This is a genomic window from Actinoplanes sp. NPDC019969 (genome assembly GCF_055562375.1).
On the sequence record NZ_JBVHFK010000005.1, the window covers coordinates 157780 to 179959 of the forward strand.

Here is a 22180-nt window from a genome sequence, read left to right on the forward strand (position 1 = left end):
TGGCTAGCATCGACCGTCATGGACCCCCTCGACTTCACCGGCCGGGCCGTGGTCGTCACCGGCGGCACCCGCGGCATCGGCGCGGCCATCGCTCGCTCGTTCCGCCGGGCGGGCGCTTCGGTGCTGGTCTGTGCCCGTACCCCGGCACCTGATGCCTTTCAAGCCGACGTCCGGGACCCTGCGCAGGCCGGCGCGCTCGTCGCGGCGGCGGTCGACCGGTTCGGGCGTCTCGACGTGCTGATCAACAACGCCGGCGGCAGCCCCGAGGTGCCCGCCGACACCGCGTCGCCACGGCTGCACGCGAAGGTGATCGAGCTGAACCTGATCGCCCCGCTGCACGTCTCGCAGGCGGCCAACCTGGTGATGCGGGAGCAGTCCACCGGCGGCGTCATCCTGATGATCGGCAGTGTCAGCGGCACCCGCCCGTCGCCCGGCACCGCCGCCTACGGCGCCGCCAAGGCCGGCCTGCACCACCTGGCCACCAGCCTGGCCGCCGAGTGGGCCCCGAAGGTCCGGGTGAACAGCCTGGTCGTCGGCCCGGTCTCGGGGGACGGGGACTCCGCTCCGGCCGTCGCGCGGACCGTCCCGATGGGCCGCGGCGCCACCGCCGAGGAGGTGGCCGGCGCCTGCCTGCTGCTCGCCTCGCCGCTGGCCGGCTACATCAGCGGCGCCTCTCTGGCCGTGCACGGCGGCGGCGAGTGGCCCGCGTATCTGGCGGACCTCCGGGACACGGCGTACCGTGCGCAGGAATAGAACGTGTTTCAAATCTGACCCCGGCTGGTCGTCACGGCTGTCTCAGCGCCGCTGAGACAGCCGTCCGGGCCGGCCGGACCCGAGGCGGGAGGTTCGGCGTGGTGCTCTCGATCAAGGCGAAACGCGACGAGGTCGGCCTGGCGGGCGGTGAGCTGCTGATCGACGGCGGCTGGCGTCCCGCCGCTGACTGCCGCACCTGGGCCCACCACCACCCGGCCACCGCCGAGGAGGTCGGCACGTTCGCCGTCGCCGCTCCCGCCGATGTGGACGCCGCCGTCCGGGCCGCCCGGGCCGCGTTCGACGAGGGGCCGTGGCCGCGTGCCCGGGCCAAGGAACGCATCCGGGTCCTGCGCCGGATCGCCGACGCGATCCGCGAGCACGCCGTGGAGCTGCAGGCCCTGGTCGCGCTGGACAACGGCGTGCCGGTCACGTTCGGCGAGACGTACGCGATGTCGGTCGAGTGCGTCGCCGACGTCTTCGACCACCACGCGGGGTGGGTCGACAAGCTGGCCGGCGAGACCCTGCCCGGTTACCAGGGCGGCGACCACCTGGTGTTCACCCTGCGCGAGCCGGTCGGCGTGGTCGCCGCGATCATCCCGTGGAACGGCCCGCTGCTGCTGGCCGCCCAGAAACTCGCACCAGCCCTCGCCGCCGGTTGCACCGTGGTGCTGAAGCCGAGCGAGTTCGCCACGTTCTCGGCGCTGCGGCTGGCCCGGATCGTCGAGGAGGCGGGCCTGCCGCCGGGCGTGCTGAACGTGGTCACCGGCCCCGGCGAGCCCACCGGCGACGCCCTGATCAACCACCCGCTGGTCGACAAGATCACTTTCACCGGCAGCCGTGGCGTGGGCCGCAAGGTCCTGGCCGCCGCCGCGAACGGTGTCAAGCGCACCAGCCTGGAACTGGGCGGCAAGAGCCCGTCGCTGGTCTTCCCGGACGCCGACGTGTACGCGGCCGCCGCCACCACGATGGGCACCGTCACCCTCGGGCTGTCCGGCCAGGCGTGTGTCGCGCACACCCGGGCGCTGGTGCACCGGGACGTCTACGACGACTTCCTGGCCGTCTGCGAGGGAATGGCCGCCCTGGTCAACTACGGTGACCCGTTCCACCCGGAGACCACCGCCTCGCCGCTGATCAACGAACGGCAGCTGGCCCGCGTCCTCGGGTACATCGAGAGCGGCCGGGCCGAGGGCGCCCGCCTGGTCTGCGGCGGCGGCCGTCCCGACGGTGAGCTGGCGGCCGGCAACTTCGTGCAGCCCACCGTCTTCGCCGACGTGTCGAACGACGCGACGATCGCCCGTGAGGAGATCTTCGGCCCGGTGCTGGCGGTGGTGCCGTTCACCGACGAGGACGAGGCGGTGCGCCTGGCCAACGACACCAGTTACGGCCTGGCCGCCACGGTCTGGACCAGCGACGTGAAGCGCGCGTTCCGCCTGACGAAGGCGGTGCGGGCGGGCACCGTGGGCGTCAACGGCTACCAGCTGGAGCCGCACGTGGCCTTCGGTGGTTTCGGCCAGTCCGGGCTGGGCCGCGAGGGCGGCCGCACCTCCATCGACGCCTACACCGAGCTGAAGACCGTCCTCATCCCCACCACCGACGAGATGATGTAACCCCACCCCGCGTGTGTACTTCGGGCGCACATGACGGCCGAAATACACACGCGAGGTCTGCGGGGCTTCTCTCAAACCATGCTTTGGTACGGGCCACGCAAAGCCCCGTGCCTCGCGGCGGCCCCGGCAGGCGCTCCCTCACTGCCGTCCCACGGGTGCGGGCCATGCATGCACGTCACGGTCACCCCCCGGCTGGTTGTCAGGGTTGTCTCAGCGCTGAGACAACCCTGACAACCAGCCGGGGGCGGGCGGCGAGGATCTCGGGCACCCGGCAGTCGGCCTCGATCCACTCCCGGGTCACCGGGCAGATCCACTCCACGACCCGGAGGGCGGTGTCGCGCAGGGCGAGCACCGGGCGGTTGAACATCGGCTCGTGGTGGGCGATCCGGTTGCGGGCGGCGTGCATCCGGTCGACGGCGGTGAACACCAGCGGCCGGGGCTGCCGGGAGAAGGCCCGGTGCAGGCAGGGGTGCCAGAGGCCGCGGTCGTAGCGGCGGGCCAGCAGGTATTTCCAGAACCCCAGGCTCAGCTCGGCGATCACCTGCCCGGGCGTCTCGGCGCGCCCGTCGCGGGTGGCGCGCCGGCGGGCCTTGGCGATGTCCTGGAGCTCGGGTGGAAAGAACGTTCTCCCCGGGGAGAGGAACCACCTCGGCTCACCGTGCCGCAACGCCGACCAGGAGGTGAGCTCCTGGTGCATGGCGTTGCGCAGGCGGACCTCCACGTGCCCGAGGGTGGCGCTGAGAGCGGCGGAGAGGTCGGCGTTCCACCGGTACAGCACGATGGCGGCCGCGAGATCACCGTGACACGCCTGCCGGTACGGCGTGAGCCGCTCGGGGGACAGCCCCCGCTCGAGATCGATCAGCTGGTCCGGCAGCATCGCCTGTCACCTGGGATTTCCTGGTCCGCGGATGTGCTAATTTCTTCGGTGAAGACCCCGGTCCGCCTCTGCCCCTCGTGGGCATGCCGCCGGGGTTTTGCTCGTCTTGCACTTGACGGTTCACTAGTTTACGGGTGACTCCTTGTCGAGCGCAACCCTGTCGCCCGCCCGGATGATTGCTGAACGATGGCCGTTCACGATATGGTCGCTTTCCTAGACGGTGACCGTCTAGGAAAGGGGTTCGGGTGAACGTTCAGCAGGCCGCCTGGCGGGCGAAGACGCTGCCGCCGGTGGAGAAGCTCGCCGCCGGCATGGTGTCCGTCCCGGTGCCGATCCCGAACAATCCGCTGCGCTACACCCTCAGCTACCTCATTCCCGGCGACGACGGCCTGGTCGTGGTCGACCCCGGCTGGGACAGCGACGCCGGCTGGGACGCGCTCACCGCCGGGCTGGCCGCGGCCGGGGCGACCGCCGCCGACGTGACCGGCGTGGTGCTCACCCACGTGCACCCGGACCATCACGGGCTCACCGCACGGCTGCGCGACGCCTCCGGCGCCTGGGTGGCCATGCACCCCGCCGAACACCGGGCGATGCTGCAGGACCGGGCGGCCGAGCCGGAGGTGGCCCTGGGCGGCTACCTGCGGCAGTTCCAGGTGCCGGAGGAGCGGATCGGCGGGCTGCTCAGCGCGTTCGGCGCGGCCGTCGGCACACTGTTCGCCCCGCTCGCCGAAGCCGACGTGATGCTGAACGACGGCGACCTCGTGCCGCTGGCCGGCCGCCGCCTGCGGGCGATCTGGACACCCGGGCACACCCCCGGCCACCTGTGCCTGCTCGACGGCGACGCGGGGATGCTGCTCACCGGCGACCACGTGCTGCCGCGGATCAGCCCGAACATCGGCCTGCAGATCAGCGGCGGTGACGACCCGCTCGGGCAGTACCTGGAGTCCCTCGACAAGGTCGCCGGGTACGACGAGTGCGAGGCCCTGCCCGGCCACGAGTACCGGTTCCACGGCATCGCCGCCCGCGCCGCCGAACTGAGCGAGCACCACCGGGAGCGGTGCCGGGAGATCCTGGCCGCCGTGGACCGGCTCGGCGCCGCCACCGTGTGGCAGGTCGCGGGGGAGCTGACCTGGTCCCGGCCGTGGGCGGAGATCGGCCCGATGCTGGTCGGCGCGGTCGCTGAGACCGCCGCCCACGTGGAGCTGCTGGTCCGCTCCGGCGACCTCACCCACAAGACCGACGCCGACGGCACCCCGCTCCTGGTCCCCACCACCCGTGTGTAGTTCGGCCGCCATGCGCGCCCGAACCCAACACGCCGGGTTGGGTGTTGACTTCGGCCGTCATGCGCGCCCGAACCCAACACGCCGGGTTGGGTGTTGACTTCGGCCATCATGCGCGCCCGAACCCAACACGCCGGGTCGGGTGTTGATTTCGGGCGCTATGCGCGCCCGAAATCAACACGCGAAAGGGAGGCGAGGACGAAGTCGACGAGGTCCTCGGCGTAACGGTCGGCACCGGCCGCCACCTTGCCGCGCAGCCGGGCCGGGGCGACCAGCGCGTGGTTCAGCGCCCCGCCACTGATCGTGTCGAGCAGCAGGGTCACGCTGGTGTCCCGGCTCAGCTGCCCACGGTCGATGCCCCGGTGCACGATCGCCCGCGCCGCCGTGGCCTGCGACTGCAGGAACCGGTCCAGGTGCTCGCGCCCGGCCGGAATCCCGTCGGCTTCCAGCATCAGCCGCAGCATCGCGCCCCCGGCCTCGTCCAGGAACGCGTGCAGCACCTGGCGGGCCATCGCGACGAGGTCATCGCGTACCGAGCCGGTGTCGATGTCCTGAACCCCCGCCAGCCGTGAGGCGAAGACCGCCGCGAGCAGCGCCTCCTTGTTGGGCCACCGCAGGTAGATGGAGGCCTTGCCGACGCCGGCGCGGCGGGCCACCGCGTCGACGGAGAACCGCGCCCAGCCCTCGCTGCCGTAGACCTCAGCCGCCGCACGGGTGATCCGTGCGTCGACGGAGGGGTCGCGGGGCCGGCCGGCGGGGGCAGCGGTCACGACGGTCCTCCTCGACGGAAAGCGGCGCCCAGTCTAAGCGACCGTGAGGGTCTGCTTGGCCAGCTCGTACGCGGGCCGGACGTTCCCCTTCTCCGCTTCCGTCCAGGGCACCTCGAGCACCACGACCGGCCCCTTCGGCGTGTCCACGGTGAACGCGGTGTGCTTGCTTCCCTTGTTCTTGGCGGTGTCGAAGCTGGTCCAGCTCACCTCGGCGGCGGGCTGCCCGGCGATGGTGACATCGGTGTACTTCGCGTCCCGGACCTCCCGATCTCTCGCTTCGCCGTTCCGGATGGTGAACATGAGGGCGAACGCCTTCAGGTCGTCCCGGCGGTCGCCGGTACTCACGTCGGACGCGTAGACCCGGACGAAGCCGGGTTTGCCGGCCGGTTTGCCGCTCACCGAGCAGACCGCGTCGAACACGCCGCTGCTCATGAAGCTGCGCTGCAGGCGGGTCATCCGGCTGACGTCGATGGCGTCGGCCTCCCAGCCGGGCAGCAGGTCGAAGGAGACCGGCAGCTCGCAGGCGCTGCCCGCGGCGCCCTGGCGGCCGGTGGGCACGGGGGACGCGGCGGCGGGGGACGCGGCGGCCGGGGACGGTGTGCCGGCCGCCTCCGGCGTTGCCGGCGCGGTGCTGTCACAAGCGGTCACCGCGAACAACGCGAGGGCGGTGGGGACGGTCCAACTGATCTTCACAGGTTCCGCAGCCTAGGGGGCCCGCGCCACGGCCGCCATCGATATCAGGTGAGCAGCTTGCGATGGTCCCAGCTGGACACCCGGACGGGTTCGACCAGGTAGGCGGAACGTTTGCGGGCGGCCTGCGTGACGTAGGCGTCGAGGGCCCCGGCCGGCACGTCCGGCATCCGGGCCGCGATCAGCCGTCCCACCCCGGTCACCCCGGCCAGGTCGTCGATCCGGGTGGCGGTGCCGTTGATCTGCACCCCGCGCAGCTCGAAGTAGTCCTCGCCGTCCTCGACCAGGCAGGTCAGCCGCGGGTCACGGGCCAGGTTGCGGGCCTTCTGCGAGGCCCGGTAGGTCCAGAACGCGAGACGGCCTCCGGCCATCCCGAAGAACATGGTGACCAGGTGGGGCGTGCCGTCCGGGTTGATGGTGGCGATCTGGACCTTTCTGGCGTACGCGAGAAGCCCCGCCACCTCGTCCCCGGTCATGCCGACCGTCTCCCGCTGCTTCACGGCGGGCTCTCCCCGAACGTGGTCGCCGCCAGCGGCAGCGTCTCCTCGCAGACGTACCCGGGCCGCGGCGGATCCTCGGTGAAGACGGTGCTCAGGGCGGCGTCGAGTTCGGCTGCCGTCCAGTGCCCGGTCGCCGCGTGGAACACCGCCCGGACGGTCGGCGGCCCGAGCAGCGCGACCACGTCGCCGTGCACCACGAACACCTCGCCGGTGATCCGGTCACCGGACGGCCCGGCCAGGTGCGTGACCAGCGGCGCCACCCGGTCCGGGGAGAGCGGGTCGGGGCCGTCCGGGGCGGGTCCCATCAGCTCGCCGGTCATCGCGGTGCGGGCGCGGGGGCAGATGGCGTTGACCCGTACCCCATGCCTGGCGCAACCCCGGGCCGTGGCAAGCGTGAGGGAAACGATCCCCCCTTTCGCCGCCGCGTAGTTGGCCTGTCCGGCGGAGCCGAGCAGGAAGGCCTCGGAGGCCGTGTTGACGATCCGGGCGTACACCGGAGCCGCCTCGGCCTTGCTGCGCTCGCGCCACCAGGCCGTGGCGAACCGGGTGGTCACGAAGTGCCCGCGCAGATGCACCCGGACGACCGTGTCCCATTCCTGCTCGCTCATCGCGAAGACCATCCGGTCGCGCAGCACGCCCGCGTTGTTGACCAGCACGTCCAGGCCGCCGAACGTGGCGACCGCGGTCTTCACCAGGGTCTCGCCGACCGTCCAGTCGGCCACGTCGCCGGGGCAGGCGACCGCCTCGCCGCCTGCCGCCCGGATCCGTTCCACGGTCGCGTCGAGCGCGGGTCCCGGCAGGTCGTTGAGCACCACCCGGGCGCCGGACGCCGCCAGAGCGCACGCCTCGGCCGCGCCCAGCCCCTGCCCGGCGCCCGTCACGATGGCCACCCGTCCGTCCAGCATGGTCAGTACCCCGGGCCGCTGAGCAGGCCGCCGTCGGCGAGGAACTCGGCGCCGGTGGTGTAGGACGACTCGTCGGAGGCGAGGAACGCGACCAGCCGGGAGATCTCCACCGGCTCGGCGAACCGGGCGATCGGCAGCGACTTCAGGAACCCGCCCGGGTCCACGCCGGTCATCGTCTGCGCGGCGGACAGCGCCATCGACGTCATCACACCGCCCGGGTGCACCGAGTTGACCCGGATGCCGGCCGGCCCGAGCTCCTGCGCCGCCGACCGGGTGAGGCCGCGGACACCGAACTTGCTGGCGCTGTACGCCGACAGCCCGGCTGCCCCGGCGAACCCCTCGATCGACGAGATGTTCACGATGGACCCGCCGCCGGACGTGGTCATCGGCGGCACGACCTGCCGGATGCCGAGCCACGTGCCGATCAGGTTGACCTCGATGACCCGCCGGAACTCGGCCGGGTCCATCTCGGCGACGGCCCCGTGCCGCAGGATGCCGGCGTTGTTGACCAGCACGTCGATCCGGCCGAACGCCGTGACGGTCGCGGTGACCGCTGCCGCCCAGTCGTCCTCGCTGGTCACGTCGTGGTGCACGTACCGGCACCGGTCGCCGCCGATCCCGTCCGCGACGGCTTGGCCCTTGTCGTCGAGCACGTCGCCGATCACGACGCGTGCCCCCTCGGCGGCGAAGTGCCGGGCGTGCGCCTTGCCCATGCCCCGCGCCCCGCCGGTGATCAGCGCAACCTTGCCGTCCAGCCGCCCCATCCGCGCGCCTCCCGGTTCAGATCCGGCTGGTTCTCAGGGCTGTCCCGACCGCGCTGAGACAGCCCTGAGCGCCAGCCGGACCGTGTCTTTCCCGGCTGGTCGTCAGGGCTGTCTCGAGTGCCCCGAGACAGCCCTGAGAACCAGCCGGGGGTAGCCGCAACCAAACGCTTGCTTGGGAGGCTAACGGCGGGCCGGAGCGGGCGTCAACGGGCGGTGATGCCGTCGAAGAGGAGCCGGAGCAGGCCGTCGACGATCTCGCCGGTGCTCCAGGAGGTCGACGGGCGCCAGGAGGTCGGCATCCACAGGATGTCGCGGAGCAGCCGGTACGCCAGGCGCGCGTCCAGGTCGGCCCGGAACTGCCCGGACTCCCGGCCCCGCTCCAGCTGCTCGATCCAGGTCTGTTCGATCTCCTTCATGGCGGTGCGCAGGTAGGCGAACCGGGGCTGCCCACTGAAGTAGTTCCAGTCTCGCTGGAGCATGGTGAGCGCGGCCCGGTGCCGGCTCAGGGTGGCGCTGCTGGACCGGACGATCTGCTCGATCACCGCCCGCGGATCGCCCGCCTCGAGCACCGCCGCCCGGTAACCGGCGAGCACGTCGTCGAGGAACGCGCTGAGGATCTCGTCGCCGATCGCCTCCTTGGAGTCGAAGTGGTGGTACAGGCTGCCGGAGAGGATCCCGGCGGCGTCCGCGATCTCCCGCACGGTGGTGGCCCGGAACCCCTTCTCCGCGAAGAGGTCACCGGCCAGCCGGACCAGATGCGTGCGCCGCTCGGACGGGCTCTTGGATGGGGTCACCGGCCGATTATGTCCCTTGACCTAATGCTTGCTTGAGACGACCCTTGGAACACGTTCTAATTTTGAGGGGGTCCGGATGCGCGCGGCGGTGCTGCACACGATCGGGGACGAGAAACTCGACATCCGGGACGACGTCAGCGTCCTCGGGCCGGCCCCGGGCGAGGTGCGCCTGCGGGTGCGGGCCGCCGGCGTCTGCCACTCCGACCTGTCCGCCCTGCACGGCACGCTGCCCCAGCCGGTGCCCGCGGTGCTCGGCCACGAGGCCGCCGGTGACGTCCTGGAGGTCGGCGAGGGCGTCGAGGACCTGGCGCCCGGCGACCGGGTCGCGGTCAACTGGCTGCCCGCCTGCGGCGTCTGCTCGCACTGCCGGCACGGCGAGCCGTACCTGTGCATGACCCACGTGATGGCCGGTTACGTGATGCCCCGGTTCACCGCCGCCGACCTGCCGATCTTCGGGATGGCCGGGTGCGGCTCGTTCGCCGAGGAGATGGTGGTGCCCCGGCCCGGCGCCGTGAAGATCGACGACGACGTGCCGTACGAGGTGGCCGCCCTGGTCGGCTGCGGCGTCACCACCGGCGTCGGCGCGGTGATCAACACGGCGATGGTGCGGCCCGGCGACAGCGTCGTGGTGATCGGCTGCGGCGGGGTCGGGATCGCCGCCGTGCAGGGCGCCCGGCTCTCCGGCGCCGCCGTGATCGTCGCCGTGGACACCGTGCCGGCCCGGCACGAGACGGCCCGCCGGTTCGGCGCCACCCACAGCGTCACCCCCGACGATCTCAGCGACCTGCAGATGGAGATCGTCCCGGAGGGCTTCGACCACGCCTTCGACGTGGTCGCCGTGCCGGCCACCCTGCGGACCGCCTGGACCGCCTGCCGCAGGGGCGGGCAGGTCGTCGTGGTCGGCGCCGGCCGGGCCGAGGACCAGGTCGGGTTCAGCCCGTTCGAGCTGCTCTTCGAGGGCAAGCGGATCATCCCGTCGCTGTACGGCTCGGCCGAGCCGCACCGCGACTTCCCGCGCCTGCTGTCGCTCTGGCGGGCCGGCCGTCTCGACATCGAGGGCATGATCAGCCGCCGGTTGCGCCTGGACCAGGCCGGTGACGCGCTGGCCGCCCTGGGCAGCGGCGACGTGATCCGCCAAGTGATCGTCAACGACTGATGCGGCTCGGCATCCAGCTCGGTTACAGCGGGAACGGGTTCGCCGAAGCCGCCGCCGAGGTGGCCGAGTTCGAGGAGGCCGGAGCGGACCTCGTCGTCGTGCCCGAGGCGTACAGTTTCGACGCCGTCAGCGCGCTCGGCTACCTCGCCGCCCGGACCCGCCGGATGCAGCTCGCCTCCGGGGTGATGCAGCTGTTCACCCGCACCCCCACGCTCACCGCGATGACCGCCGCCGGGCTCGACCACGTCTCCGGCGGCCGGTTCAACCTCGGGCTGGGCGCCTCCGGGCCGCAGGTCGTGGAGGGTTTCCACGGGGTCCGCTACGACGCGCCGGTGGCCCGGACCCGCGAGATCGTCGAGATCTGCCGCCGCGTCTGGCGCCGGGAGGTCCTCACCTTCGACGGCGACCACTACCGGATCCCGCTGCCCGGCCACTACGCCAAACCCTTGAAGATCATCAACTCTCCGGTACGGCCACGCGTGCCGATCCTGCTCGCCGCGATGGGCCCGCGCAACGTGGCGCTGGCCGCCGAGATCGCCGAGGGCTGGCAGGCGCTGTGGCTCGACCCGCGCGCGTTCACCAGGGTGTTCGGCGACGCGCTCGCCGACGGGCGGTCCCGGCGCGACCCCGCCCTGGGGCCCCTGGACGTGAGCGTCCCCGTACCCTTCGCCTTCGGTGATCCGTCGCCCGCCCTGCTCGCCCGGCACCGCGCCCAGCTCGCGCTCTACCTCGGCGGCATGGGCGCCCGTGGCCGCAACTTCTCCAACGACCTGATCCGTCGTTACGGCTACGCCGACGAGGCCGTCCGCGTCCAGGACCTCTTCCTCAGCGGACAGCGCGCCGAAGCGGCCGCCGCGGTTCCCGATGACCTGGTCACCGCCACCTCCCTGGTGGGCCGGGCGGACGATCTCCGCCGCCGCCTCGACGAGCTGGCCGCGGTCGGTGTCACCACCCTGCTGGCCGCCCCGCTCGCCGCCACCCGCGCCGAACGTGTCAAGGACGTCGCCGAACTCCGCCGCCTGCTGCCCTGAACCAGGTCGAGACCATCGGCGTAGACCCCTGTAGTGAGAGGGGGAATCACCGATGGAAGCACTGTTGGATGTCGACGTCTCAGGACTGCGGCGCGCCGGGACGGAGGTTCGCGCGACCGGCGCGGACATCCGTGCCGCCGTCACCGAGAACGCGGCCGGGTTCGCGCCGCCGGGTCAGCCCGGTTCGGCCGCCGCCGCCACCGCCCGCGTCGTCGCCGAGACCTGGCAGGCCGGGTTGCGCCGGCTCGCCGACGACCTGGACGCCTTCGCGGGCAACCTGGACCTGGCCGTCCAGCAGATCACCTCGGCCGATCAGTCCGGCGCGGACTCCCTGCGCGAGGCCGGCCGGGGTGCGCTGCCGCCCGGCTTCGGCGCCATGCCCCTCCCGCCCGGCTTCGGCGGCGGCGGGGACGGCACCGCGCCGCTCCCGCCGAGCACGGGCGGTTCCGGCGTGGACGGCATCGCACCGCTCCCGCCCAGCACGGGCGGTCCCGGTCTGGACGGCGCCACACCGCTGTCCTCCGGCGTCTCCGGCAGGGCGTCCTGATGAGCGGCCTGACCCTGGAGCAGTTGCTCGCCTGTGACGTCACGGCCTGGCACACCTCCGCCGACGCCTGGCAGCGACTGGCGCAGCGCCTGGACGGCGCCACCGATCGGATGATCCGCGGCGCCCGTGACCTGGAGGCCGCCTGGCCGTCCGGCGCCGGTTCGGCAGCCGCCCACGCCCGGGCCGCCGCGCTGCGCACCGAGATCAGCAACTTCTACAACCCCGCGAAGCGTGTCTTCGATGCGATGGACCGGCACGCGTACGGCATGACGGATCTCCGCTCGTACGCTGAGCAGGTCATCGCCGCCGCGGAGAACTTCGGCCTCACCGTCGACACCGCCACCCTGAACATCACCGCCCCGGCCAGCGCCTACACCGGCGGCCAACTGGACCAGACGGGCCGCGCCATCGGCATGTACACCAACGACCTGCACTACGTGGTGGACCGGGCCCGCGCCCTCGACGACGAGACCGCCAACGTCCTCAACGTCAACGTGCCGGCGGCCGCCACCGGTTTCGGCCTGACGAGGATGCCCGGCGTCACCGCCGAGGACATCCGCGCCCAGTCGAACCGGACCCCGCAGGAGGTCAACGACTGGTGGGAGACGCTCACCCCGGAACAGCGGGACCAGGCCATCGCGCAGTTCCCGGAGCTGGTGGGCTGGCTCGACGGCGTGCCCGCCACCGACCGCGACGCCGCCAACCGGATCATGCTGGAGCGCTTGACCAACGACCTGAACGAGCAGAAACGCAATCTCGAGAAGCAGCTCGAGGATCTGCGGTCGGGATGGGGCGAATCCGACCCCTCGGGCGAGAAGGCCCTCGCGGCGCGGAAGCAGCTCGACGAGGTCAACGAGAAGCTCGGCGGCCTGAACGCGATCAGCAATCGCCTGGACGAGCCCGGCCGGCCGCCCGCCTTCCTCCTGGGGATCTCGACCGAGGCGGACGGGAAGGCGATCGTCGCCGTCAACAACCCGGACCAGGCGAACAACGTCGTCACCTATGTGCCCGGCACGACCGCCGATCTGGGCGGCGCGGCCGGCGACATGGAACGAGCGGACCGGATGGCGGCCGACGCGGCCAAGGCCGACCCGAACGCCACCACCTCCGCGGTCTACTGGCTCGGTTACGACGCGCCGGATAAGCCCTGGAACGCCGGCTCGAGCGGTTACGCCGAGGATGGCGCACCGGACCTCAGCCGTTTCCAGGGTGGCCTCCGGGCGACCCACGAGGGTGACCAGCCGTCCCGTAACACCGTGCTGGGACACAGCTACGGCAGCACGGTGATCGGGCACGCCGGGAGGAGCGCCGGGTTCGCCGTCGACGCGGCCATCTTCGTCGGCTCGCCCGGCGTCGACGCCAACCACGTCTCCGAACTGCCCGGCCTGCCGCCGGACAAGGTCTACGCCACCCGGGCCCAGCACGACGTCATCAAGTGGGTCCCGGGCCTGGATGTCGTGCACGGGGACGACCCGGTCGAGCCGGGCTTCGGCGCGAAGGTGTTCCCCAGCGACCGGGGTGAGCGGTTCAGCCAGGTCGGCACCCACTCCGACTACTGGGACGAGGGCAACGTCGCCCGCGACGGATTCGCGGACATCATCACCGGAAGAGGCTTGTGACGAGATGCCGACTTCGAGAACACGGCACATGCGAAGTTTCGGGGGAGCGACGGCGGCCCTGCTGCTGCTGGTTGCCTGTGGGAAGGGGAGTGGGACGATGCGGCCGACCGAGACGAAGGATCAGGCGGTGCAGCGTGTGGAAGCGCTCGTCGAGGAGGCGTTCGCGCGGATCCCGGCGGGGGCCACCCTGAAGTACAGCGACGGCAGCGACCGGATGCCCTGTGACGACCCCACCGGCTACGGCCCGCAGGGGCGCATCTTCGTCGAGAAGCGGTACGACGTCGTGGCGCCGCCGGGCGGTGGGTGGCCCGCCGACCAGACGATTCCGGCCCTGGTGGCGTTCTGGCAGCGGCAGGGTTACCGGCTCCACGACGACGGACGGGACCGCCGTGACCCGAAATACGTCGTGGAGTCTCCCGACGGCTACGCGGTGATCGTCAAGGGCTGGAACCGCGGCGATCACTACGACTACACGCTGAGCAGCAGTTCGCCCTGCATCTGGGCGGACGGGACTCCGGACCCGCAGTGACGTGCAGTCTTTGCAAGATATTTCAAGGGAGGGGATCGCGTCGTAGCAGGAGAATGTGGCGTAGTGGTGAAACATTGACGCAGCTCACGGATTTGTTGCTGTCGGCAACGAACACTTCCTGTTTCGTGAATACCGACAAATTTCCTTGAGTTCCGTTGACTCCCCGGCCACTGTGGACCGCGTGCCCGCAAGAACTTGCAGGGCCGTGCAGTCCTTTTCGAGAAGGAGAGTCATGCGTAACGCAGTCCGTACCGGCGCCGTCGCCACCGCTCTGATCGCCGGAGTCCTCGGCGTGTCCGCCCCGGCCCTCGCCGCCACCCCGGCCGCCGCCGGCACCGACGTCAGCACCCAGCGCGTCGCGCCCATCGCCGCGACGTTCAACGTGGTCGCCGACTTCACCAGCTACGGCCAGAACGTCTACGTCGTCGGCAACGTCCCGGCGCTCGGCGGGTGGAACACCGCCTACGCCGTGCCGCTGAAGACGACCAGCGCGACGTTCCCGAACTGGACCGGTGACGTCTACCTGCCGCCGAACACCGCCGTCGAGTTCCAGTACATCGTGAAGAACGCCGACGGCACGGTGGCCCGCTGGGAGAAGGTCCTCAAGAACCGCACCACGATCACCCCGCCGACCGGCACCTACATCACCCACGACACGTTCGGGGGGTACTGAACCACCAGGTGACGTAGCCGGGTCGCGCCGAGAGGTATGGGTCAGATACCTCTCGGCCCGACGGCACCGACCGTACCCGGCCGCAACCGATCCGGGCACGGGCTCACCGTCCATATAGTGGGTTCGTGCCCCAGGGTCTGACGTACTCCGACGCCGTCAAACTGCTCGGCGGCTCCGGCCCGCTGATGACGATCACCGACAATCTGCTGGGCGGCGCGCTCACGGTCGCCACCGCGGGCGGCAGCGACGCTGCCCTCAGCCTCTTCGACGCCAAGAGCGAGGCGATCCGGCTCGGGCATCTGGTGGCGGAGAAGATCACTGATGTCGTACGCGGCCAGGGGCGCTACCACCGCAGCGAGCGCCTCCAGGCCGCCCACGGCGTCCTGGCCGTCTCGGCATTCTTCTCATCGCTGGACGACTGCCTCCGGACCGCCGGTCTCGCGTCCCCCGGCTTCACCACCGACGACCAACTGCTGCTCGCCACCGCCGCCCGTACCCCCGGCTCCTGGCAGTCCCGCCTGCTCGACGCCCCGATCCCGGGACCCGCGCCCGACCTGACCGCCGACCGTCTCGCCGCCGCCCTGCTGACCTGGTTCACGTCGCTGTCCACGACCCTGTCCCGGCACCTGCCCGGCCTGGCCGTCTGGGACGCCACCGACGACCGGGCCCGCCGCGCCGTCGGCCGCCCTGCTGACCGAGTCGCTGCCGGCGATGGCCCACGCCCACTACCAGGAGACGGTCCGCAAGCTCGCCGCCGACGTCCCGGAGTTCGCGATCTGGATGTCGCAGCACGAGTCCGCCGCCGTCTCCCGCAGCCTGGAGACGCTCGAACAGGACCTGAGCCGGCTCACCTCCGGCCGCGCCCCGGTCCGGCACCGGGCCGACCTGGCCGTGATCCACCGGGCCGAACTGGACGAGCCGATCCTGCGCGGCGACGCCGGTGACCTGACCGTGCCGAGCCTGGGCGCGGCCTATCTGGACCCGCGGTTCCGGGCTCGGGCCACCGGCGCCGGCACCCGCCCCGCCGACGAGAACTGGTGGCAGGAGGCCGACGTCCGGGACGATTTCAGCGCCTTCCTCGCCACCTATCTCACCACCCCGCAGGCCGCCGTCGCCCCGATGCTGCTGCTCGGCCAGCCGGGCGCGGGCAAGTCGTCGCTCACCCGGATCCTGGCCGCCCGCCTGCCGGCCGCCGACTACCTGGTGGTCCGGGTCCCGTTGCGGGAGGTCCGGGCGGACGACCCGATCCAGGACCAGATCGAGCAGGCGCTCCGCGGCACGATCGGCGAGACGGTCTCCTGGGCCGCCCTGGCCCGCGACGCCGACGCCGCGATGCCGGTGATCCTGCTCGACGGCCTGGACGAGTTGCTGCAGGTCACCGGCGTGCACCAGTCCGACTATCTGGAACGGGTCGCCGCCTTCCAGCAGCGCGAGGCCCGGCTCGGGCGGCCCGCCGCGGTGATGGTGACCAGCCGGACCGCGGTGGCCGACCGGGCCCGCATCCCGTCCGGCGGTGTCGTGGCCCGCCTGGAGCCGTTCGACGCCGCCCAGGTGGACCGCTGGCTGACCACCTGGAACGAGGCGCATGCCGGGCACCGGGCGCGGACCGGGCGGCGGCCGCTGACCCGCGAGGTGGTGCTGCGGTTCCACGACCTGGCCACCCAGCCGCTGCTGCTCCTGATGCTGGCCCTCTACGACGCCTCGGCGAACGCGCTGCAGGAGGCCGAGAGCTTCGACACCGGTCAGCTCTACGAGCGGCTGCTGCGCGAGTTCGCCGAACGGGAGGTCCGCCGGGTGCACGGCGCCAACCATCCGGAACGGGTGCTCGGCGACCTGGTGGAGACCGAGCTGCTGCGGCTGTCGGTCGCCGCGTTCGCGATGTTCCACCGGTCCCGCTTGTGGGTGACCACCGAGGAGCTGGACGCCGACCTGGCCGGTCTCCGCCTGCACCCGGCCGGGGACACGCCGGACCGCGGCGCCCGCAGCCCGGTCACCGCCGGCGAGGAGCTGATCGGGCGGTTCTTCTTCATCCAGCGGGCGCAGGCGTTCCACGACGATCAGACCCGCTGGACGTACGAGTTCCTGCACGCCACCTTCGGCGAATACCTGGTCGCCCGGCTCGTGGTCCGGGCCGTCCGGGACGGGGTGGCCGCGACCGGCGCGCGGACCGTGCCCGCCGGCGGCGCCGAGGACGACGACCTGCTGCGGTCCCTGCTCGGCTACACGCCGTTGTGCGCCCGGGCCACCGTGCTGCCGTTCCTGGAGACGCTGCTGGCCCACTCCCGCACCCCCGATCTGCGCGACTGGATCGTGGACCGGCTGCGCGCCGCCGTCACCCGGCCGCGGTTCACCGCGCCCGCGTACCGGCCGGTCCCGGACAAGCGCGAGGACCACTGGATGGCGACCTACTCCTTCAACCTGGCCGTGCTGGCGCTGGCGGCGGGCGTGCCGGTGCGGGCCTCCGAGCTGTTCCGGTACGCCAAGGACCCGGCCGCCTGGCTGCGGGACGCGGCTCTGCAGTGGCGGACGGCGGTGCCGAGCGGGATGTGGCTGGAGGCCCTCGAGTCCGTCACCGTCACCCGGACCTGGGCCGACGACGGCAGGCGGGATCTGGTCCTCACCGCGGGTGTACGGAAGAAGACCGGGGCGCTCGATCCACTGTGGTCGCTCGGGGCGTTCCCGCGGTCGCGCGGCCGGGCAGCCTCCTTCGACGCCGGGATCACCGGCCACTTCCCGGTCTTCGAGGCGCTCACCTCGATGGACCTGACCGGCACGTTCAGCGACGACGCGCTGCGGCACGGCGCCGAGCCGATCGCCGAGTTCCTGTCGATCTGGTCGCTGACCACCTTCGTCGAGCACGCCGCCGGGCATGTCGAGTCGGTCGCCAACAGTGTGGTGCGCCTGGTGCTCGCATCCCGCGCGGGCTTCACCGGCGACGGCCTGGTGCGTGTCTACGACCGGGCGATCAGTGCCGTGATCCAGTCCGATCCGGAGGACCGCGCCACGTCCGAGGCCGACGGCTGGCTCGACCTCATCCTCCGGTCACTGGCGGACGACGCGAAACGGATGCCGGCCCGGGATGTGGCGCGTCTGGTGGAGAACGTTCGGTCCAGTGACCGTTGCCGTCCCGAGACGTACCCGATCCTGGTGGAGTGCCTGGCGGCTGCCTGGGCGGGGCAGGAGGGGTTCGACGGTCTCGTCGCGGGGCTGGTGGCGCGGATGCAGGGGGTCGATCACCTGTTCACTGTGGAACAGTGCCTCCGCCTGCTGACGGTGTTGCCGCCGGCGCCCTCGTGGTGGCTGAACCTGCTGCTCGCCAAGATCGACCACCGGTTGCGAAGCGAGGACGTGCAGGATCGCCGCCGTCTCGACAAGGATTTCGCGTTCCGGCTGACGGCGGCCCGGGCCCGGTTCGACGGTCTCCCGGACATCCTTCCGGCGCCCCGGACCGGTGTGATCCGGGGCGCCGCGGAGGTCAGCGGGGAGTGATGGTGATGCTGACCGTGCCGAAGCCGGGTTTGCGCGCCTGGACCGGGATCGCCTTGCGGACGGTCGCGGTCGTCGACTTCAGCGCGTCGAGGACGTTGCCTGTCGAACGCGTACCCGCGGGAAGGTATTTGTCGTAGATCGTCGCCAGGCAGTCGCTGGTGATCAGCGTGACCGACGGGCCGGTCTTCGGCAGGTTGGACAGAACGTTCTTTGCCGTGCCGTAGATCTCCGGGGTCCGCTGCAGCACGCAGCCGCTGAACTCGAACAGGTCGGCGACACTGCGGCCCGCCTCGCTGAGCCCGGCGGTCCCCAGCAGCGCCCGCACCGCCGGATCCGCCGCGTCACCGCGGGCCAGCCCGGCCCGGGCCGTCGCGCCGTGCTCGGCGTGCGCCTGCAGCAGCAGGTCGGCGGCGCCCGGCTGGAGCGCCCGGCTGTTCGGCAGCAGCAGGTCGAGCTGGCGCAGCCCGGTGTCGAGGGCCACCACCGACCAGTCCAGCCGCCCGCTGAGCCACACCGGCGCGCTGCGGCCCGGCGGCAGCTGCAGGGTGATCGTCTCGCCGCCGCCGACGGCGATCGTGCCGTCCAGGTACGCCAGGACGGCGTTGCGGACCGCGGCCAGCGAATCGGCCGCGCCGCCGGTGGACTCGGGCGCCGGCGCGGGCCACACCTGACCGCCCGCGGGGAGCTTCAGGACCAGGGGGAACGGGTAACGGTTGCGGATCCGCACCTGCTGCGAACCGGTCCCGGAGACCACGCACGCGTCGACCCGGCCGGCCGGGGTGGTGGTGATCGCGACCGACACGTTCGCCGCGCGCGGCGTGCACACCAGGTCGTCCGGGACGGCCCGGGTCAGGCCGGCGACGGTCTCGTTCACGGCGGCGACGGCGGCGAAACGGGCGTACGCCCAGAAGGTCGGGTACGTCTCCGGGCCGACGGTCAGCCGGGCGCCCGCGCCGGTCGTCACGGTGTCGCCCTCGATCGCGCCGGGGGAGAGCTGCCAGGTGCCCAGCACGAAACTGTCGAACAGGATCGTGTCGCCGCTGATCGACCGGTCGGCGGCGTCGGTGAGCGTGTTCGGCAGCGGCACCCAGCCGCCCAGATCCGCCGACCAGGCGAACACGTTCAGCATCTCGGGGCGGACGCCGGCCGGCAGTTCCCCGTAGTCGATGGTGATCCGCCCGCGGCTGATCGAACCCCCCTCGACTTCCATGGTCACCATGTCACCGACGGTGACGATGCCGGGTGACGCCGGGCGGTCCGCGGGCAGCGGATCGAGCCGGAACCGCACCCGCGGCTCGCCCTCGGTGCCGCCCTGCGGCGCGACGAAGCGGATGTAGCCGTCCAATGCGGACACTGATGGCTCGCCACCCAGGACGAGCCGGGAATCGTGCACACCGATCGGCCCGCAGGCTCCCAGCGCGACGGCGAGCCCGGCGATCAGGGCGCCCGTCATCAATCCCCGTACGATCTTCATGTTGTCCTCCCCGGCGGAGGAGGATAGCCGGATCCTGTGAAATCCGGTCACCGAACGCGACGTGTCGGCCGTCGCATCACCGCCGGCTCCGGGCCGAGGCTTGCCCCTGGATCGTACCGTCGCCGCAAGGGTCGCCGGAGCCGGGCGAACCGAAACCAGTCGATCGGGACTCCCGGGGAGATCGAAGTGCGTACTGCCGCCCTGCTCGTCGCCGTCGTGACCCTCGGGCTGATGGCCGGGCTCTTCGCCGCGTTCTCCGTCTCGGTGATGCCGGGCCTGCGCCGGGCCGGTGACCGGGCCGCCGTCGACGCCATGCAGCGCATCAACGTCGCCATCCAGAACCCGGTCTTCGGCCTGATCTTCGTCGGCGCGCTGATCTCCACCGCCGTCGCCGCGTACCAGAACACCGATCGTCCCGCCGTGGCCGGTCCGCTGCTGATCGCCCTCCTGCTGTACGGGGCCGCCCTGCTCGTCACGTTCGCCGGGAACATCCCGCTCAACAACCGTCTGAACGCTCTGGGGGATCCCGCCGATCTCGCCGATCCGGGCGCGCAGCGGGCCGCGTTCTTCACCCCGTGGACGCGGTGGAACAACGTCCGCACCGTCACCAGCACCGGCGCTTTCGCGGCCGCGGCGTGGGCCCTCACCGAGCACGGGGCGCACATCGGGTGATATGACTCATCGGTGCGATCACCATGGCGGACCCCGGCACGTGTCGTGCCGCTCGCGTTCTTCGGCCTGATCGTGCTCGGGACCGGTCTGATGATGCTGCCGGCCGCCCGCGCCGAGCCGGGACACGCGCCGTTCGTGACCGCGCTGTTCACGGCGGCGTCGGCGGTCTGCGTCACCGGGCTCGCGGTGGTGGACACGCCGACGTACTGGTCCACGTTCGGCCACGTCCTGCTCACCGTGCTGTCGCAGATCGGCGGCCTCGGCATCATGACCCTGGCCACCCTGCTCAGCCTGCTCGTGTCGCGGCGGCTCGGGCTGCGCGGGCGGCTGCTGGCCCAGGCCGAGAGCGCCGGGCTGTTCGGCGACAACCTGCGCGGCATCCTGTTCCGGGTCGCGACCGTGATGCTGGTGGCGGAGAGCCTGATCGCGGTGGTGCTGACGTTCCGGTTCTGGCTGGGGTACGACTACTCGTTCGGTCGCGCCCTGTGGGAAGCCGTGTTCCACGCGGTGCAGGCGTTCAACAACGCCGGGTTCGCGCTCTACTCCGACAGCCTCGTCGGGTTCGTCACCGACCCGTGGATCTGCCTGCCGCTGGCGTTCGGCGTGATGGCCGGGGCGATCGGCTTCCCGGTGTGGTTCGAGCTCGCGCGCGAGTGGCGTACCCCCGGCTGCTGGAGCACCCACACCTGGCTGACGGTGACCGGAACGCTGCTGTTCTCGGTCTTCGGGTTCCTGGTCTTCCTGACCTTCGAATGGAGCAACCCCGGCACGCTCGGCCCGCTGAACACGCCCGGCAAGATCCTCGCCGCCTTCACCCAGGACGTGATGACCCGCTCCGGCGGCTTCAACAGCGTCGACCTGGGCAAGATGAACAGCGAGACGATCGCCGTGACCAACGGGCTGATGTTCATCGGCGGGGGCAGCGCCAGCACCGCCGGCGGCATCAAACTGACCACGTTCATGCTGCTGGCGTACGTGATCTGGGCCGAACTCCGCGGTGAGCCGGACGTGGTCATCCGCCGCCGCCGGATCGCCGAGGAGACCCAGCGGCAGGCCGTCACCGTGGCCCTGCTCGGCGTCGCCCTGGTCGCAGCCGGTACCATCGCGCTCGACGCCCTCACCGACGACATCCCGTTCGACCGGGCGCTGTTCGAGGTCACCTCGGCCTTCGCCACCGTCGGCCTGAGCACCGGCGTCACCCCGACCCTGCCGCCGTCCGCCCAGATCGTGCTGGTCATCCTGATGTACGTGGGCCGCGTCGGCACCATCGCCGTCGGCACCGCGATCGCGCTGAACACCCGGCGCCGCCAGTACCGCTACCCGGAGGAGAGACCCCTCGTTGGCTGACCGGAAACCGTCCCAGAGCGGCCACGTCGCGGTGATCGGCCTCGGCCGGTTCGGCGGCTCGGTCGCCGAGTCCCTGCTCGACCTCGGCTACGACGTCCTCGGCATCGACTCCGACCCGCGCATCGTCCAGGACTGGGCCGACCGGCTCACCCACGTCGCCGAAGCCGACTCCACCGACGAGGACGCGCTTCGCCAGCTCGGCGTGCACGAGTTCGACCGGGCCGTCTGCGGCATCGGCACCAACCTGGAGACCAGCGTCCTCACCGTGCTCACCCTCAGCGAGATCGGCGTGCCGGAGATCTGGGCCAAGGCCACCAGCGTCAAACACGGCAAGATCTTGTCGTCGGTCGGCGCCCAGCACGTCGTCTTCCCCGAGACCGAGATGGGGGAACGGGTCGCCCACCTGATCACCGGCCGGATGCTCGACTACATCGAGTTCGACGACGGCTTCGCCATCGCGAAGGTCCGGGCGCCGCACGGCTCCGCCGGCCGCACGCTGAGCGAGCTGGGGCTGCGGACGAAGTGGGGGGTGACGGTGGTCGGCACCAAACGGCCGGGTGAGGATTTCGTGTACGCCCGCCCGGAGACCGCCGTCCCGGAGAACGCGGTCCTGATCGTCGCCGGCGACACCGCCAAGGTCGAGGCCTACGCCGCCGAGAACTGACCCGGCTGGTCCTCATGGCTGTCCCACGTCCCGCGAGAC

22 protein-coding genes are annotated in these 22180 nt (G+C 71.8%); 14 read left to right on the forward strand and 8 right to left on the reverse strand.

What is annotated here, in order from left to right; all coding sequences use genetic code 11:
- Positions 1-18 precede the first annotated feature (18 nt).
- Both ACZ3II_RS16820 and ACZ3II_RS16825 read left to right on the forward strand, forming a co-directional pair.
- Positions 19-753 carry an SDR family oxidoreductase gene (locus ACZ3II_RS16820; RefSeq protein ID WP_465518558.1) on the forward strand — a complete coding sequence of 245 codons (735 nt, stop codon included), beginning with the start codon at positions 19-21 and terminating at the stop codon, positions 751-753.
- Between the two features lie 98 nt (positions 754-851).
- Positions 852-2360, forward strand: coding sequence for an aldehyde dehydrogenase family protein (locus ACZ3II_RS16825; protein WP_465518559.1), 1509 nt, complete (start codon positions 852-854; stop codon positions 2358-2360).
- 199 nt (positions 2361-2559) lie between these two features.
- Here ACZ3II_RS16825 and ACZ3II_RS16830 read toward each other — a convergent pair whose 3' ends face one another.
- The gene (locus ACZ3II_RS16830) at positions 2560-3237 is read right to left on the reverse strand and encodes a hypothetical protein (RefSeq protein WP_465518560.1); all 678 of its coding nucleotides are present in this window, start codon (positions 3235-3237) and stop codon (positions 2560-2562) included.
- A gap of 245 nt (positions 3238-3482) precedes the next feature.
- On the opposite strand from ACZ3II_RS16830, the gene ACZ3II_RS16835 reads away from it, so the two are divergent.
- Complete coding sequence (locus tag ACZ3II_RS16835) at positions 3483-4520, forward strand: MBL fold metallo-hydrolase (protein WP_465518561.1); 1038 nt, start codon at positions 3483-3485, stop codon at positions 4518-4520.
- A gap of 155 nt (positions 4521-4675) precedes the next feature.
- On the opposite strand, the gene ACZ3II_RS16840 is transcribed toward ACZ3II_RS16835, so the two are convergent.
- From ACZ3II_RS16840 to ACZ3II_RS16865, 6 genes are all read right to left on the reverse strand, one after another.
- A complete protein-coding gene (locus tag ACZ3II_RS16840; protein WP_465518562.1) occupies positions 4676-5287 on the reverse strand; it encodes a TetR/AcrR family transcriptional regulator in 612 nt (203 codons plus the stop codon).
- Positions 5288-5320: 33 nt separating this feature from the next.
- A complete protein-coding gene (locus tag ACZ3II_RS16845) occupies positions 5321-5980 on the reverse strand; it encodes a lipoprotein (protein ID WP_465518563.1) in 660 nt (219 codons plus the stop codon).
- Between the two features lie 44 nt (positions 5981-6024).
- On the reverse strand, positions 6025-6477 hold the full coding sequence (locus ACZ3II_RS16850) for a pyridoxamine 5'-phosphate oxidase family protein (RefSeq protein ID WP_465518564.1): 453 nt from the start codon (positions 6475-6477) through the stop codon (positions 6025-6027).
- Positions 6474-7382 carry an SDR family NAD(P)-dependent oxidoreductase gene (locus ACZ3II_RS16855; RefSeq protein ID WP_465518565.1) on the reverse strand — a complete coding sequence of 303 codons (909 nt, stop codon included), beginning with the start codon at positions 7380-7382 and terminating at the stop codon, positions 6474-6476. The genes ACZ3II_RS16850 and ACZ3II_RS16855 overlap by 4 nt, the downstream gene beginning before the upstream one ends.
- Positions 7383-7384: 2 nt before the next feature.
- Positions 7385-8146 (reverse strand): glucose 1-dehydrogenase, encoded by a 762-nt coding sequence (locus tag ACZ3II_RS16860; RefSeq protein ID WP_465518566.1) that lies wholly within the window; start codon positions 8144-8146, stop codon positions 7385-7387.
- A gap of 203 nt (positions 8147-8349) precedes the next feature.
- Complete coding sequence (locus ACZ3II_RS16865) at positions 8350-8940, reverse strand: TetR/AcrR family transcriptional regulator (protein ID WP_465518567.1); 591 nt, start codon at positions 8938-8940, stop codon at positions 8350-8352.
- 76 nt (positions 8941-9016) lie between these two features.
- Between ACZ3II_RS16865 and ACZ3II_RS16870 the strand changes: the two genes are divergently transcribed.
- The 8 genes from ACZ3II_RS16870 to ACZ3II_RS16905 all read left to right on the forward strand — a co-directional run bounded on the left by ACZ3II_RS16870 (position 9017) and on the right by ACZ3II_RS16905 (position 17984).
- A complete protein-coding gene (locus ACZ3II_RS16870) occupies positions 9017-10096 on the forward strand; it encodes an alcohol dehydrogenase catalytic domain-containing protein (protein WP_465518568.1) in 1080 nt (359 codons plus the stop codon).
- Positions 10096-11127 carry an LLM class F420-dependent oxidoreductase gene (locus tag ACZ3II_RS16875; RefSeq protein ID WP_465518569.1) on the forward strand — a complete coding sequence of 344 codons (1032 nt, stop codon included), beginning with the start codon at positions 10096-10098 and terminating at the stop codon, positions 11125-11127. Before ACZ3II_RS16870 ends, ACZ3II_RS16875 begins: the two co-directional genes overlap by 1 nt.
- A gap of 52 nt (positions 11128-11179) precedes the next feature.
- The gene (locus ACZ3II_RS16880) at positions 11180-11674 is read left to right on the forward strand and encodes a hypothetical protein (RefSeq protein WP_465518570.1); all 495 of its coding nucleotides are present in this window, start codon (positions 11180-11182) and stop codon (positions 11672-11674) included.
- The gene (locus ACZ3II_RS16885) at positions 11674-13293 is read left to right on the forward strand and encodes an alpha/beta hydrolase (RefSeq protein WP_465518571.1); all 1620 of its coding nucleotides are present in this window, start codon (positions 11674-11676) and stop codon (positions 13291-13293) included. The genes ACZ3II_RS16880 and ACZ3II_RS16885 overlap by 1 nt, the downstream gene beginning before the upstream one ends.
- Positions 13294-13420: 127 nt before the next feature.
- Entirely contained in the window at positions 13421-13822 is a 402-nt protein-coding gene (locus ACZ3II_RS16890) for a hypothetical protein (protein ID WP_465518572.1), read from the forward strand.
- A gap of 232 nt (positions 13823-14054) precedes the next feature.
- Complete coding sequence (locus ACZ3II_RS16895; RefSeq protein WP_465518573.1) at positions 14055-14495, forward strand: carbohydrate-binding module family 20 domain-containing protein; 441 nt, start codon at positions 14055-14057, stop codon at positions 14493-14495.
- 125 nt (positions 14496-14620) lie between these two features.
- Entirely contained in the window at positions 14621-15439 is an 819-nt protein-coding gene (locus tag ACZ3II_RS16900; RefSeq protein ID WP_465518574.1) for an NACHT N-terminal helical domain 7-containing protein, read from the forward strand.
- Positions 15440-15614: 175 nt separating this feature from the next.
- Positions 15615-17984, forward strand: a complete 2370-nt coding sequence (locus ACZ3II_RS16905; RefSeq protein ID WP_465518923.1) for an NACHT domain-containing protein — start codon at positions 15615-15617, stop codon at positions 17982-17984.
- On the opposite strand, the gene ACZ3II_RS16910 is transcribed toward ACZ3II_RS16905, so the two are convergent.
- Entirely contained in the window at positions 17971-19458 is a 1488-nt protein-coding gene (locus ACZ3II_RS16910; protein WP_465518575.1) for a hypothetical protein, read from the reverse strand. The genes ACZ3II_RS16905 and ACZ3II_RS16910 overlap by 14 nt on opposite strands.
- Before the next feature lie 186 nt (positions 19459-19644).
- On the opposite strand from ACZ3II_RS16910, the gene ACZ3II_RS16915 reads away from it, so the two are divergent.
- Genes ACZ3II_RS16915 through ACZ3II_RS16925 form a run of 3 tightly spaced genes read left to right on the forward strand, consistent with a single transcriptional unit; the run spans position 19645 to position 22141 of the window.
- Positions 19645-20130, forward strand: coding sequence for an anthrone oxygenase family protein (locus tag ACZ3II_RS16915; protein ID WP_465518576.1), 486 nt, complete (start codon positions 19645-19647; stop codon positions 20128-20130).
- A 12-nt stretch (positions 20131-20142) separates the two neighbouring features.
- A complete protein-coding gene (locus tag ACZ3II_RS16920) occupies positions 20143-21477 on the forward strand; it encodes a TrkH family potassium uptake protein (protein WP_465518577.1) in 1335 nt (444 codons plus the stop codon).
- Positions 21470-22141 carry a potassium channel family protein gene (locus ACZ3II_RS16925; RefSeq protein ID WP_465518578.1) on the forward strand — a complete coding sequence of 224 codons (672 nt, stop codon included), beginning with the start codon at positions 21470-21472 and terminating at the stop codon, positions 22139-22141. The genes ACZ3II_RS16920 and ACZ3II_RS16925 overlap by 8 nt, the downstream gene beginning before the upstream one ends.
- Positions 22142-22180: the final 39 nt, after the last annotated feature.

Excerpts from the sequence above, each read along its gene's own strand:
- ACZ3II_RS16820 (WP_465518558.1), top strand. The coding sequence starts at position 19 with ATGGACCCCCTCGACTTCACCGGCCGGGCCGTGGTCGTCACCGGCGGC.
- ACZ3II_RS16830 (WP_465518560.1), bottom strand. The coding sequence starts at position 3,237 with ATGCTGCCGGACCAGCTGATCGATCTCGAGCGGGGGCTGTCCCCCGAG.
- ACZ3II_RS16855 (WP_465518565.1), bottom strand. The coding sequence starts at position 7,382 with ATGCTGGACGGACGGGTGGCCATCGTGACGGGCGCCGGGCAGGGGCTG.
- ACZ3II_RS16860 (WP_465518566.1), bottom strand. The coding sequence starts at position 8,146 with ATGGGGCGGCTGGACGGCAAGGTTGCGCTGATCACCGGCGGGGCGCGG.
- ACZ3II_RS16870 (WP_465518568.1), top strand. The coding sequence starts at position 9,017 with ATGCGCGCGGCGGTGCTGCACACGATCGGGGACGAGAAACTCGACATC.
- ACZ3II_RS16875 (WP_465518569.1), top strand. The coding sequence starts at position 10,096 with ATGCGGCTCGGCATCCAGCTCGGTTACAGCGGGAACGGGTTCGCCGAA.
- ACZ3II_RS16880 (WP_465518570.1), top strand. The coding sequence starts at position 11,180 with ATGGAAGCACTGTTGGATGTCGACGTCTCAGGACTGCGGCGCGCCGGG.
- ACZ3II_RS16885 (WP_465518571.1), top strand. The coding sequence starts at position 11,674 with ATGAGCGGCCTGACCCTGGAGCAGTTGCTCGCCTGTGACGTCACGGCC.
- ACZ3II_RS16895 (WP_465518573.1), top strand. The coding sequence starts at position 14,055 with ATGCGTAACGCAGTCCGTACCGGCGCCGTCGCCACCGCTCTGATCGCC.
- ACZ3II_RS16905 (WP_465518923.1), top strand. The coding sequence starts at position 15,615 with ATGCTGCTGCTCGGCCAGCCGGGCGCGGGCAAGTCGTCGCTCACCCGG.
- ACZ3II_RS16910 (WP_465518575.1), bottom strand. The coding sequence starts at position 19,458 with ATGAAGATCGTACGGGGATTGATGACGGGCGCCCTGATCGCCGGGCTC.